Here is a 13401-nt window from a genome sequence, read left to right as displayed (position 1 = left end):
GACACGAGTATGCGGAAACGCAGCTCAATCCTACCGGATCGCCTTCAATGCTCCGCCGCGCCGGCGCGGCGGGGTTATAACTAGCCCTGCACCATGCCTGTCACCCAGTCCAGTTGGAGCGCACGAAATGCTGCGACGTCGCGCGAGCCATTTCGCGAGAGACCATCGCCCTTGACTTGCGTGCCGAGCTGGGCGAGCCGCCCGGCTCTTGTCGGCCTCGCCCTCGTCCTCTCTGCCTGCGGTGCCAGCGGGTCCGCGCCAGCGCCAGGTCCTGCGACGGGCGGGCAGGCGGCCCCGCCCGCAAAGACGCTCGTTGTCGGGATCCAGCGCGAGCCCACCGACCTCGGCGTCCTGTTCGGCCAGGCCACGGGCACGACGGCAGGCGGGGCCGGCAGTATCAAAATCATGGTGCACGACCGGCTCGCCGTCGAGAAGGATCTCGATCGATGGGAGCCACAGCTCGCCCTGGCCCTGCCATCGATCGCTGAGGGGACCTGGACGGTCAATGCCGACGGGACGATGGACACGACCTGGCGGCTGCACCGGAACGTCCGTTGGCACGACGGCGCGCCCTTCACATCCGACGATCTCCTCTTCTCGTTCCAGATCTTTATGGACCCCGACCTCCCGACGACCGGCAGCCAGCGCCGCTTCATGCAGTCGGCCAGCGCGCCCGATCCCCTGAACTTCGTGATCCACCGGTCGGGCACGTACGTCGACGCGCCCCAGGGAAACATCGGCGTCGTGCGTCCGCGCCACATCCTCGGGGATCTCTATGAGCGGGACAAAGAAGCCTTCACCAACAGCCCGTGGTTCACGACCGAGTTCATCGGCCTGGGGCCATACAAGCTGGAATCCTGGGAGCTGGGGTCGCATCTGGATCTCGCGCGCTTCGACGACTACTATCGCGGCCGGCCGCCACTGGACCGGATCGTCGTTCGATTCGTGGGCGATCCCAACGCGCTGGTCGCCGGTATCCTGGCGGGCGAGCTGGACGTGGTGCTGCCCGTCACCGTAGATCTCGACGCGGCACTCGATCTGAAGCGCCGGTGGGAAGGGACGGGCAATCAGGTGACCGTATGTATTCGGGCGCGATCCCGAGCGCGGCCAACCGATGGAGCGGCTTCAACCGCGGTGGCTACAACAGTCCCGTTGCCGACGATCTCTTCGAACGCCTGAACGTGACGATCGACGACGGCGAGCGCACGGCCATCATCCGCGACATGTTGCGCGAGCTGATGGGCAACGTCGTCCTTATGCCGCTGTACTGGGAGGTGGTGCCCACCCTCATGGTCAAGGGCGTGACAGGCCCCAAACACGTCGGCACCGATACGACCCGCAACATCTTCGAGTGGGACCGGTCGTGAGGCGGCTTACCTCGTGAATCGAAGGAGCTGGGCCGTCAGCTCGGCGTGGGCGATGTGCTCTTTCGCGTGGCCGTACGTGTTGACGGCCCACTCCACTCCGGTCAAGACCTGGTCGTGGGGGCGCGAGTACGACGCCGTGAGCGCATCCTCGGAGATCAGGGCGAACATCTCGTCGACGCGGTCATCCGCCTCGTCGAGCAGCCGCAGTAATTCGCTCGCGGTCGTCGGGCGCGAAACGAAGTCGGCTGGGAGATTCCGGTCGACTGGATGGCCTGCGAGGCCGAAGAGCATTCCCTTTTCCGAAGCGACCGTGTGGCGTACGAGCACCGCGATGCTGTTGGTTTCGGGCCCAGGGGTCCAGCTCAGGGCTTCCGGCGCGAGGTCGACCACGACCTGCCTGTACCGTTCGTGAATCTCGTGAAACCATCGACCGAGCGTATCGAGGCGAACCTCCACGTTCGGCACCTCCGAATCAATTGCTGACGCGCCAATCATAACCGGGACGCCCGAGGAGCAGAACATGGTCCTGTACCTCTCCCATCAGGACACCGGAGACATGGACCTCCGCATGAAGGAGGTGGTTCCGAGCTTCGAGCAGGCGTATCGCATCATCGGCGAGGGCGTCGCCACGACCCAGTATCGCGTCCGTCTGGTCCACCCGCCGCTGCGGGACGGGCGCGGGACCGGCCGTCCCTGGGAGCGCGACCTGCGGATCCTGCCCGCCATCATCCCGGGGATGGGGACGGCCTGTCGGCTGGGGGCGACGGCGCGCGGGCACGGGGGTGGCGTGCTCCTCGTGTACTGGGACTACGAGACGATGGCGCTGCGGTGCATCATCTCCGACGAACTGGTGCACGGCGTTCGGAGCGCGGCGCCCGACGGGCCCTTCACGAAGTATCTGGCCAAGGCCGACGCGCGTGTGCTGGGCGTCATCGGAACGGGGCGCATCGCCCGCTGGGCGGCCGAGGCCGCGTGGTCTCAGCGGCCCATCGACACGGTCCAGGTCTTCAGCCGAGACCCTGCCCATCGAGAGGAGTTCTGCGCCTTCATCGGATCGCGGCTCGGCGTGAAGACCATCGACTGCCGATCCAGCGACGAGGCCGTACACGGCGCCGACGTCGTGGTCATGGCGACAGCCACTCGCACGCCCGTCATCAACGGCGAGGCCATCAGCCCCGGGTGCACGGTTATCTCCAATACGCCCGAAGAGTTCGACGTCGCCAGCATCCGCCGCGCGAGCCGAATCGTCACGACATCCGCCGAAGAGGTGATGGCCCACGTGCCGCCGATGCAGGCCGTGTATGACCTGATCCAGTCGGGGGAGCTACCGCCCGACGGCGGCATGGTGGAGATTACCGACGTGGTGGCCGGCCGCGATCCGGGCCGGCGCTCGGACGACGAGATCATCGTGTGCCTCAATGCCGGGTCGGGTGTCCACGACGTGGCGGCGGCGAAGTACGTGTACGAGCGCGCGCGGCAGCTCGGCCTCGGGACCGAGCTGCCGACGTAGACGGCTGGGCTCTTACGGCTCCTCCGCGATGCGCTGGATCTGCTCGGCGGTCAGGCGGTAACCCACCCAATCGTCGAGCGGCGCGGCGCCCAGCCCGCGATAGAACTCGATAGCGGGGGCGTTCCACTTCAGCACCTGCCACTCCATCCGGCCGCAGCCCCGCGCGACCGCCTCGCGCGCCAGGGCGCGCATCAGCGCATGACCGACGCCGTGGCGGCGCTCGCGCTCCAGCACGAAGATGTCCTCGAGGTACAGGGACGGCCGCGCCAAAAACGTGCTGTACGTCATGAAATACAGCGCGTACCCGATTGCGCGCCCGCCGCGCTCGGCCAGCAGAACGAAAAACGGCGGCGGCTCGGCCACGGCATCCAGCGCCAGGCGCGCTCGCGCCGCAGGGTCAGGCCCGGGAAGGCGCTCGTAGTCGGCGAGCGCTTGGATCAGCTCGAGAAAGGCGGGGACGTCCCCTGCACCCATCTGACGGACGCGGACGGCGTGGTCGTCGGCCGGGGAAGCCGCCGCGTGCTCGGTCACCGGACGTTCGTCAGGAGGACGGGTTGCCGGTGCCGTCCGCCTCGTCGACGCGTGCGAGGAAGCGAACGGCCGCGCTTCGGGTCTCGGCGGTCTCGCCGTGCCCGGTCCCGGGGAACACCTGAACCTGGGCCTGGACGCCCGCGCGGCGCAGCCAGCGCGCGTACGACTGGGCCCGCTCGACGCGCTCATCGCCCAGGTACGGGTCCCACTGGTGCGGCACGTCGGATGGATCGACGTCCTGCGAGCCGACGCCAATCCAGAAGGGGATCGAAGAGAAGTCATCCGCGTCGAACGACCACCCGAAGAGGTCGGGAAAATCACTCACCCCGAACGGGAACGGCAGCGCCATCGTCCCATCGGTCGACGAGACTGGGAGCGTGTAGGTGCCGGACGACATCATCGCCACGGCCTCGACCCGCCGAGGGAAGGCCAGCGCGAACCGATGGGCGGTCTGCGCTCCGCGAGAGAATCCGTAGACCAGGGCATGTCGCCGAGTGTTGTGGCCGATCAGGTCCGGGAGCCGGTCGAGCATGGTCGCGATGCGCGTCGCGTTGGCCGGGTCCTCGATCCGCAGCTCTGCCGGGTCCCGCCAATCGCCGTACCCGAAGGTCGGCGCTAGGACGGCCCACCCGAATTCGTCGGCTTGCTGGCGCAGGGCGTCCGCCTCGTCGCTGCCCGTGCCGCCCATCCCGTGGAGGACCACGAGGGGCGTCAACGGCCGACTACGGAGTGGCGGAACGTGGATCGCGAACTCCTCCACCTGCAGATCGGCTGACGTGCCGCCCACATCGATTGCCGTTTGATCGGCGCCAGCCTGCGCCGCCGAGTCGGCCCTCATGGGGTCGATAGGCGCCGCCGGCAGCTCCTGGGCGGCCGCGCCGTGCGTGGCCAGGCGAGCGAGGCCGGCGGCGCAGGCGAAGAGCAAGAATCCCAGGGTCCAGGGGCCGAGGCGCGCGAGTGGCCGACGGCGGGCGCGGTTGACTTCGTCGCTGCGCTGCAATGACAGTTTGGTGACCTCCTGGGGTCATCAGTCTAACATAAGAGAATCGTAAGAAGCGGCCGGGACGCTGTGGTACAAATTCGAGCATGGGTCCCACACAGCGCTGCCGCGGACCGGTCCGGACCTACATGACCGCGAGGCTCCTCCCGCCATGAACCGCGCTCCGCCCGCGTCCCACGACTCGACACGCTGGGGCCCCTATGTGCCCACCGAAGCGGGACGGGATGTCCGGATCGATCTCCTTCGCGGCTATTGTGTCTTCGCGATGGTCGTGGACCATCTCGCCGGGCCCTCTGTCCTCTACGGGCTCACCGGCGGCAATCGCTTCTACACCTCGGCCGCCGAGGCGTTCATCTTCATCTCCGGTCTCGTGATGGGTCTCGTCTATCGACGGCTCGTCGAGCGGGATGGGCTGGGCGCATCGCTTCGGCGGGCGATCGAGCGCTCGGCTACGCTGTATCTCCTGACGGTCACCCTCTCGCTGCTCTTCATCCCGCTCTCTGAGCAGCTCGACCTGCACTGGGCTCAGGGCGTGAGCTTCGAGGACCCGGTCGGTTTCGTCGTCTCAATCCTCACCCTGCACCGCACCTACTACCTGGTTGACATCCCGCTCCTGTACACCATCGTGATCCTGCTCTCGCCTCTGGCTCTCGCCATGCTGTCTCAGGGTCGAACGGCTGTGGTCCTCGCGCTCTCGTGGCTGGTGTGGGCCGCCTACCAGTTCTTCCCGGACCAGGCGGAATTCCCCTGGCAGATCGCGGGCAACAATCTCTTCTACCTGTCGGCCTGGCAGGTGTTCTTCATCACCGGCATGGTGCTCGGCTGGCACCATGGGACGCTGACGCGCCGCCTCGCGGCGTTCCCCCGACGCGCCGCGCTGCTCGTTTCAGGCGGCCTCTTCGCCCTCCTCATCGCCATCTATGACCTGACCGGAAATCTCGCATGGCTCTGGCCCACGGACCCGGATCGCGTCCGCACGGTTCAGGTGTTCCTGTTGGAGATGCTCTTCGCAAAAGGAGACGTGCGGCCGGGACGGATCGTCGCGTCCGTTGTGGTATTCGGGTTCTTCTACTTGCTGGTCACGGAGCTGTGGGTGCCGATCCGGCGCGGGCTTGGGTGGTTTCTCATCCCCCTCGGGCAGAGCGCGCTCTACGCGTACGCGGCGCACGTCGTCCTGGCGATTCCTGTGGCGCTGCTCGTCGATTCCCTCACCCTGCCCGATCGGCTCGTCGGCCCGTTCAACGGGGTGATCCAGATCGTCTCGCTCTTGATCATCTGGTTGCTGATTCGCCTGCGCGTCCTCTTCGTGAGCCCGAATCGGGGCTGGGCCCGGTACGCCTGGCCGGCGGCCGCCACGATTGCGTGTCTGGTTCTGCTGCCGCTGGATCCCTCCCCGACGGTGCCTGGCCTGGCATCGGCAACCGTGGAGCCGGACCCCTACGCCTCTCGCGTGGCGCGCGCCTTCGGGACTCCGGTCCCCGGCCGGCCGCCTCGAGGTGCCGATACGCCGGTGGCGCTCCCGCGCCCGAGCCTGCGGCAGCCGCTTGCCCAACATCTCCCATCCAGCGAGCCGCCGGCCAGCCCGTACGTCGGCCAGATTCGCGGGCTGTTTCGGAACATGGAGTTCTACAGCCCGTCCTTGAGCAAGGAGATGCCCTACCTCATCTACCTTCCGCCGGACTACGAGACGGAGGGGAGGCGGTACCCGGTGCTGTACATGCTCCACGGATATAGCGGCTCCAACGAGGAGTGGGCCGCATACGGGCTGATCGACGTCGCCGACCGGATGATCGCTGCGAAGGTCATCATGCCCCTCATCATCGTGTTGCCCCAGGGGGACTACAGCTACTGGGTGAACCTGGCGGACGATGGCCCCAAGTACGGCGACTACATCGCCCACGATCTGGTGCGCCACATCAACGCGACGTACCGCGTGCTGCCGGGCCAAGCCCACCGGGCCATCGGCGGGTTATCCATGGGCGGCGCTGGCGCGCTGACTCAGGCGTTCCACAATCCGCAGATCTTCGGCGTGGTCGGCGCCCATAGCCCATCCCTGCCGCGGGACGACGGCTCGCGGCCGTTTCTGGGCGAGGGGGCGGATTTTCAGACGCGCGACCCGATCTCTCTTGCTCGTAGCGCCCCCGACATCGACCAGCTGCAGATCTGGATCGACGTTGGGGACGAGGACGACTGGCTCGAGCGGGTCGAGCAGCTTCACACGACGCTCGATCGGCGTGGCATCGCCACCGTCTTCCAGGAATTTCCGGGCGACCACGACGGCGACTACTGGGCAGCCCACATCCCTGACTACCTGCGGTTTTACGACCAGGCGCTGAACCCCGAGCGTCGGCTCTGATCCTCACTGCGCTGTCCGCTGTTCGCGATACCCTCTTCGCTGCTACGATGACATGAGGCGCCGAGTTCGGCGGCGAATGACGCGAGGCGACGATCATGGCGACGAATCCCGATGTCGAATCCGGGCGGGAGCCATGGTCGATCCCGTACGATCCCCACGCAACCCTCGACGACATCTTCTACTGCTTTCGCCTTCTCCTCGGGCGGAGCCCCCACCGCGAAGAGTGGAGGGGCCACTCAGGGTATGAGGGCGCCGAGCTCGAAGGGGTCGTGAGCGCCTATCTGCTCTCGCTCGAATTCCAGCAGCGCGGCCTCCTCCGGCGCGAACCGCCGCAGGGGATCGCAGTAACCGAGATCGAAGGATTCAAGATCTTGACCGCCGCGGACGACCTTGCCGTCAGCGCGCAGCTGCGCAAGGGCAGCTACGAGCCCGGCGTCACGAGCGTGTTCCGCCGGTTCGTCAAGCCCGGGATGAACGTCGTCGACGTCGGCGCGAACATCGGCTACTACACCATGCTTTCCGCATCGATCGTTGGACCCACTGGCCACGTCCTGGCCGTCGAGCCGAATCCCCAAAACGTCAAGCTGCTCGAGGCGAGCCGCCGGGTGAACGGCTTCGATAACGTCACCGCCGTGCAGGCAGCGGCCGGCCGCGCGACGGGCCTGCTAATTCTGAACTCGTCTTATTCGAACGGAACGACCTCGGATCTTCCGCCGGAATTCACAGACGCCTTCATGGCGATGGAGACCGTGCCCTGTTTGCGGCTTGACGCCTTGACCGCTGAAAAACGTCCCATACGGTTCATCAAGATCGACGTCGAAGGGGCGGAATACAACGCGCTTTTGGGCTGCCAAAGCGTTATCGAGTCGGACCGTCCGGTGATCGTGACCGAATTCAGCCCCGGCTCCATGCCCGGCATCTCGCACATCCAGGGAGAGGAGTATCTTCGTTGGCTCACGCGTCTTCGCTACCGACTTGGCGTCATTGAGCCGGAAGGCAGTGTCGGAGATTTTGACCGGGACATCCCGGGCATCATGTCGGTGTACGATGCGCGCGCCAGCGACCATCTGGATATCCTGGCGCAACCCCAGGAGACGACGGCGGGGATCTAATTTTTCACGACGCGCTGGGCTTCCGCGAGCCAATCGTGGGCGTGGTGGGCGGGCGGAACCCAGCTCGGCGACCACCCGAGCCACCGCACCGCGAGATGGAGGCGGCATGCATCGAGGGCGTCCGCGAACGCCGGGTCCGCGCATCGGCCGTAGGTGTTGGATGCGCCGCGATACGCGTCGATGATGGCCGACCGCTCCGACTCGCTCCATCCTCCAGCCGCGAGCGCGGCGAGGTCGATGAGTCCGGGCGCGATGGCCGCCATCTCCCAATCGATGGGACAGACCGATTGGGACGCATCGTCGCGAATGAGAATGTTCGCCGCGAAGAACTCCCCGTGGATCACGGTTGCTGGAAGCGACAGGAGGCGGGGAATCGCCGCGTCGTGCGCGTCGACGACCGCGTCAATCTGGTCGTGCCTGGCGCTCCCACGGGCAAAGGCTCGCGCCCGATCGCTCCAGGTACGGTAGTAGCGCTCCTCGTATCGGAGGAGGTGGGCCGATGGCGCGATCGCTCGGGCGGCAGGGGCGAGCTGATCATGAAATCGCGCGGCCCAGCCGGCGGCGTGAAGCCATGATTCCAGGCCGCCGATCTGAAACAACAGCGACCCCTGCACCAGTTCGAGTACCAGCACGTATCGAGCGGATCGCGGCTCCACGATCGCGCCGAACCAGGTGGGGCCGACGCCGTATGGGTCCAGCGCGACGCGATAGGTCTCGATCTCGCGCACGGGGTCGACCACGAATCGCGGCTTCACGCTCGCGCTGCCGGGGTACGCGTCGTGTCCCGCGTCCTTGCACACGAGGCGGATGACCGAACCGTCGGCGCGGGTGACCTCGACCTCGTCCAGCGCCGCGCTGCTTCGACTGGGCGACGGGCGCGACTCGACGGCCACGACGGCGGGGCGTGGGCCGAGCTTCGCGGCAACGATGTCCCGAATCGCATCCGTGAGATCGAAGCCAATCCCGCCGGGTTGCGAGCGGATCACGAGGCCGCCCCGATCTCGCGGAGGATTCGGGACAGGACGAGATCAGAGCCGAAGAGCTCCTCCGCCAGGGCGCGGGCCCGGATCGCATGTCGTCGGTAGTCAGCGCGAACCGCTTCCAGCGCGCTGATCGCCTCGTCAACGGAGGCGAAGGAGAGCAGCCCCTCTCCGGTCGGCACGTGCCGGCTGAAGCCGGTCTCCTGGGCGACGACCGGGCGACTGGTCGCGAGGTAACAGGCCGACCGGTCGCTAAACCAGCCGCAGCGGGACAGCACGTACCCGCTCTTCGCGATTCCCAGCTCGGCGTACGAGCGCTGGATGAAGCGCTGGTACGCGTCGGGCGACGCGGCGACCTTTGTCGGGTCGATGGTCGTCCAGCCGTGCCGCGCGAGGGCGTCCAGATCGCGGCGCTCATGCGCGTGGATCGAGAGAGCGAGAAGGAATCGCTCGCGCGAGCGCGTGGGGATATCCATGAGCTGCCTCGTGGAGTGCGCCTTCTGTCCAAACAGGACGCCGTCGACTTCGATAGAGCCGTAACTGCGCCAGTTGCCGACCGTCGTTATCGGACCGGCATCCGGCGGGTCCACAGCCGGCCAGCGATCGAGGACGACCGGCGGCAGCGTGCGAATCCAGGTCACACCGCAGGTGGGGACCGGGCAGTCGGGCTCTCCGAGACCCAGTCCAACCGTGATGAAATGCGTGTGATCCGCCATCCCGACGTCGATCCCCTCGACCGCATGCCACAGCTGATTGAAGGCGGGGTCGAGATCTACGTACGCGCGAATGGGGATACTGCTGGTGATCTCCGGCCTGGCCAGCACGCCGGAAAGGTTGATGAGCGCGTCGCAACGGGCGGCAGCGCGCTGGAGGTCGCCAAACGTTGCGCCAACGGTTTCCCTGGTTCCAGCGAGGAGGAGCGCCGCCGAGCCGTCCAGGCCAAAGCGCCGGACCGTCGCCAGAAAGTAGGCGGCATTGTCCGAAGCCAGGAGGGATGCGCCGGTCGGCACGAGCGACGCTGCCGCGACCGGCTCGATGAAAAAGACGTCGTGGCCGAGGCGGCGCAGGCCGAGAACGTACTGGAGCGTGGCCCAGGTCGCTCCGCCGTGATGCGGCGTCGCGGCGAGCATGCCGCTCACAAGGAGCTTCTTCACTCACCAATCCTCGCGCATCAGGCGGCGAACGTGTGTTGAGGCCGATCGACGGATCGATCCCGCGAGTCCCCCGGGCGTTTCCGGCAGATGCCATTCGCGATCTTGAGCTGCGTGGCGGCGACTGCCTGCCAGGAATCGTGGCGGACGCGTTCGCTCGCGCGCTCTACGATCTCGCCGCCGAGGTCGGGGTTTTCCAGAATGGTCACTATCCCGTCTGCGATACCCGTCGGCGACGCGTCGTCGATCTGATACACGAGGTCCGCCACGTCGGCGAAGATTCGCTGCCGAGTGGTCAGCACCGGTCGGCTCGAGGCGAGCGGGAGACGAACAGCTCCGCTCGCCGATTCTGCGCTCTCGTGGTAGGGCAGCACGACGACGTCCGATGCCTGGAGGCCGGCAAGAATTTGCCGCGCCTCGAGGTACTCGGAAATGATGGCGCAGTGTCGGTCCAAGCCCAGCGCCCGTACGCGTTCCTGACAGATTTCGTGGTATGCGCGGGAGCGCGCATCCGGATGGAGCGCGGTTAGGGCGAGAAGCAGCACATCGGGATAGCGTTCGCGAAGCAGCGCGAGCGCCTCGATGGTCTCCATCAGCCCCTTGTGAGGAAGCGCGAAGCCAAACATCGCGATGATGGGAGCACGGGAGATCCCAAGGCTCCGCCGAACATCGCATCGGTCCCGGTCGGGGTACGGAGTGTAGGGATGTGGGGATCTGGCAACGTTTCCCCGAACTCCCAGGCTGGCGAGGCGCCTCCGGTCGTCGTGGGTGTGCACGAAGATGCAATCTGCGTCTCGAAGCGCCGGCGCGATCTCGCCAAGAGAGACCACTCGTCCGTCGATCGTCGCGTCGGACGTCGCGTGCAACGTGAGGATCACCGCGCGTCGGCTTTGTTTCAGGAGCCGGATCGCCCGCGCCAGGTCGTGCAGCTCGAAAAAGCCGAAATTGAATTGGAAATGGACGACGTCCGCGTCTGCCTGCTCGATGACGTCGATCGCGCGGCTCAGGTCGCCGTGCCACCGGTCGCGCCAGCAACGCGCGACATTGGGCGAATCCGGACTGAGCGGCTCGCCCTCGGCGGCCACGACGGTCCAGCGCGCGTCCATCGGGGGCGTCGCCGCGACGAGGTTCTGCGCGTACTCGGCGATGCCGCACCGGGTGTTCCACGTGGAGACCATGGCGATATGGAGGGGCCGTGCCCGGGGCGTCCGAAGGCGCGCGATCGTCTCCAGCGCTCGCCCCGCGACCCGGTCCTGGCTGTAGTCCCGTCGAATCGTCTCGAATCCCGCGTCCACGCGTCGCTGTACGGCGCGCGAGCAGCGATCCTCCACCATCCTTCGCATGTGGCGCCGGAGCTGCCCTTCGTCGGGCTCCGCCCATTCGGCCCCCTCCACGCCGAGATGGCTTTCCGAAGGGACGAGCCGGTAGTCGAGGAGGATCGCGGTGTCGTCGCGACAGAAGTCCGTGGACCCGCCGTAGCCGGTGGTGATCACGGGGACCCGGGCGAGCATGGCCTCGGCGACCGGCAGTCCGAAGCCTTCGGCCCTCGTAGGTTGGACCAGGCACGACGCGCTCCGGTACAGGGCAGCCATTGCCGATGGGGGTAAGTCTTCGTCGATGTGAACAATCTCCGGACAGTTGGGCACCGTGCGCCGCAGCTCCGTGACCTGGTCGCCGACGTCGTTGTGGATGTTGGGGAACGTCTTGACGATGAGCGCCACGTCATCGCTTGCCGAAAATTCCGTCGTGAAGGCGCGCAGGAGAACGTCGCATCCCTTTCTCGGAAAGCCGGACGAGATGTGGAGGAACCTGAACGCCTTGGCCGTCGTGAAGGGCGCCGCGTCCTCGTCGGAATTCGCCGGCCGCTCGACGACGTTCCCGATGACCTCGATGGGGATGGCCACGCCCGAGTTCCGAAGCACCGATCGGACGTGGTGGGATGGCGTGAGAACTCCGTCCAGGAAGCGATTGAAGTCGTCGGCCCACTCGGACGGGATCAACGAGTCCTCCCAGGCAAAGTTCAAGAGGTTCGTCTGACGCGGATCGAGGTCTCGGACACGCGGTGGGTACACGTTGCGGATCACGACGTCAGCCGGCCTGCGCGTAGCGTCGCGATGCCACATCGCCTCGAGGTCGGGCTTGTCGACCAGGTCTTCGGCCCGCGGGGTGTAATCACCGGGACCCTCGGTCGGATGGAGGGTCACGTCCGTCCCCGCGATCTGGGAGAGACCGCGGGCGAGGGCCCTGTTGACGATGGCCAGGCTGTAGCTGGTCTCGAACGGGCCCTGAATCTGAATGCGCAGCGAATCGCCGGATGAGGCGCCATCTTGGCGGCCTGTCACGTCGCCAACGATCGCGAGAAGACGCTGCAAGAATCCGCCGGGCCGCAAGGCGTCGACTCGGGCTCGCTGAGCATCCAGGACCTTTCGACGCAGTCCGACGTCCTGAACCACCTCACGAACGAGCGCCGCGACCATCGGGAGCCGCTTCTGGCGGAAGACGAGTCCGGATCCGCCCATTGTGTAGGAGACGGCCCCGGCGTCGAACGCGACGACGGGCACGTCGAACGTCATGGCCTCGACCAACGGCACGCCGAACCCTTCGTGCTCGCTCATCGAGACGTAGACGGACGCGGACCTGTAGTAGGCGACGAGATCAGCGTCGCTGACTTTCCCCGTCAGCATGACATCCCCGTCGACATCGTGCTCGGCGATCACGCGCAGCAGCTCCCGGTAGAACGGATCGGTCCGGTCGTAGTCGCCGACGAGGGTGAGGCGCGCTCGGGGGTCGAAGCGCCGCCGGTAATGGGCGAGCATCCGCACGAGGTCGTCCTGGCGCTTGTTGGGAGCGATTCGTCCAACGAACAGCACGTTCATCGGGCCAGACGATCGGCTCAAGATCTCCTGCGTCGGAGGAACGCGCAATAGGTCGTCGAGTCCAAATGTCACCGGCAGGACGGCAGTCTTGGCGAAGCCGAGGTCGCGCAGCTCGCGCTCGTTGAACTCGGAGTCCGCGAAGGCGAACGCTGCGTGCTCGCGGTACGCGCGCAACTGTTCGCGACCTCGTTCCGCGTATGCGGCGAGGTGCGGGTTGCCGACGAAAAAGGCTCCAGGAGTGATGTTGTGGTAGACGAGAATCTTGTGATCGGGAAGCGAAACGATTCGGTCGAAACAATCGAATCCCATCGAATGATGAACGAGGAGGACGTTGTCCGGGTTGGGTTGGTACCCATCGATGGTGGAGATGCGGTCGCGCAACGCGGGATCGATGTGCTCTGCGTAGATGTGGGATTCGTAGCCGGCCCGTTCCAGCGCAGCGCGGATGGCGAGCATCTCGTTGGTGATGGCGTCGCCAACGGCGGTACCGGAATGGAATTGGTGAATCTGCATCGTTC

General features: G+C 66.5%; 11 protein-coding genes. 5 read left to right on the top strand and 6 right to left on the bottom strand.

The features are described 5' to 3' along the window. Positions 1 to 180 precede the first annotated feature (180 nt). Positions 181 to 1179 carry an ABC transporter substrate-binding protein gene (locus VFC51_15100; GenBank protein HZT08351.1) on the top strand — a complete coding sequence of 333 codons (999 nt, stop codon included), beginning with the start codon at positions 181 to 183 and terminating at the stop codon, positions 1177 to 1179. A gap of 2 nt (positions 1180 to 1181) precedes the next feature. Next, positions 1182 to 1367, top strand: a complete 186-nt coding sequence (locus VFC51_15095) for a hypothetical protein (GenBank protein ID HZT08350.1) — start codon at positions 1182 to 1184, stop codon at positions 1365 to 1367. Positions 1368 to 1373: 6 nt separating this feature from the next. Here the strand turns inward: VFC51_15095 and VFC51_15090 are convergent, their stop codons facing one another. Continuing rightward, the gene (locus VFC51_15090; protein ID HZT08349.1) at positions 1374 to 1823 is read right to left on the bottom strand and encodes a DinB family protein; all 450 of its coding nucleotides are present in this window, start codon (positions 1821 to 1823) and stop codon (positions 1374 to 1376) included. Positions 1824 to 1887: 64 nt separating this feature from the next. Between VFC51_15090 and VFC51_15085 the strand changes: the two genes are divergently transcribed. Next, positions 1888 to 2877, top strand: a complete 990-nt coding sequence (locus VFC51_15085) for an ornithine cyclodeaminase family protein (protein ID HZT08348.1) — start codon at positions 1888 to 1890, stop codon at positions 2875 to 2877. 12 nt (positions 2878 to 2889) lie between these two features. Here VFC51_15085 and VFC51_15080 read toward each other — a convergent pair whose 3' ends face one another. Beyond that, complete coding sequence (locus VFC51_15080) at positions 2890 to 3408, bottom strand: GNAT family N-acetyltransferase (protein HZT08347.1); 519 nt, start codon at positions 3406 to 3408, stop codon at positions 2890 to 2892. Positions 3409 to 3418: 10 nt separating this feature from the next. Beyond that, positions 3419 to 4408 (bottom strand): hypothetical protein, encoded by a 990-nt coding sequence (locus VFC51_15075; protein ID HZT08346.1) that lies wholly within the window; start codon positions 4406 to 4408, stop codon positions 3419 to 3421. A gap of 151 nt (positions 4409 to 4559) precedes the next feature. Here VFC51_15075 and opgC point away from each other — a divergent pair, with 151 nt between their 5' ends. Then, entirely contained in the window at positions 4560 to 6764 is a 2205-nt protein-coding gene (gene opgC / locus VFC51_15070) for an OpgC domain-containing protein (GenBank protein ID HZT08345.1), read from the top strand. 95 nt (positions 6765 to 6859) lie between these two features. After that, the gene (locus tag VFC51_15065) at positions 6860 to 7876 is read left to right on the top strand and encodes an FkbM family methyltransferase (GenBank protein HZT08344.1); all 1017 of its coding nucleotides are present in this window, start codon (positions 6860 to 6862) and stop codon (positions 7874 to 7876) included. On the opposite strand, the gene VFC51_15060 is transcribed toward VFC51_15065, so the two are convergent. The 3 genes from VFC51_15060 to VFC51_15050 are packed head-to-tail and all read right to left on the bottom strand — an operon-like array spanning position 7873 to position 13396. Beyond that, positions 7873 to 8862, bottom strand: a complete 990-nt coding sequence (locus VFC51_15060) for an aminoglycoside phosphotransferase family protein (GenBank protein HZT08343.1) — start codon at positions 8860 to 8862, stop codon at positions 7873 to 7875. The two genes, VFC51_15065 and VFC51_15060, sit on opposite strands and share 4 nt — an antisense overlap. After that, positions 8859 to 10010, bottom strand: a complete 1152-nt coding sequence (locus VFC51_15055) for a hypothetical protein (protein HZT08342.1) — start codon at positions 10008 to 10010, stop codon at positions 8859 to 8861. Before VFC51_15055 ends, VFC51_15060 begins: the two co-directional genes overlap by 4 nt. Positions 10011 to 10027: 17 nt before the next feature. Continuing rightward, positions 10028 to 13396, bottom strand: coding sequence for a glycosyltransferase (locus VFC51_15050; protein ID HZT08341.1), 3369 nt, complete (start codon positions 13394 to 13396; stop codon positions 10028 to 10030). Between the last annotated feature and the right edge of the window lie 5 nt (positions 13397 to 13401).

This window comes from Chloroflexota bacterium, from assembly GCA_035652535.1.
Taxonomy (GTDB): domain Bacteria; phylum Chloroflexota; class UBA6077; order UBA6077; family SHYK01; genus DASRDP01.
Note: the sequence above shows the minus strand (reverse complement) of the source record. Positions and strands in the feature narration are given on the sequence as shown.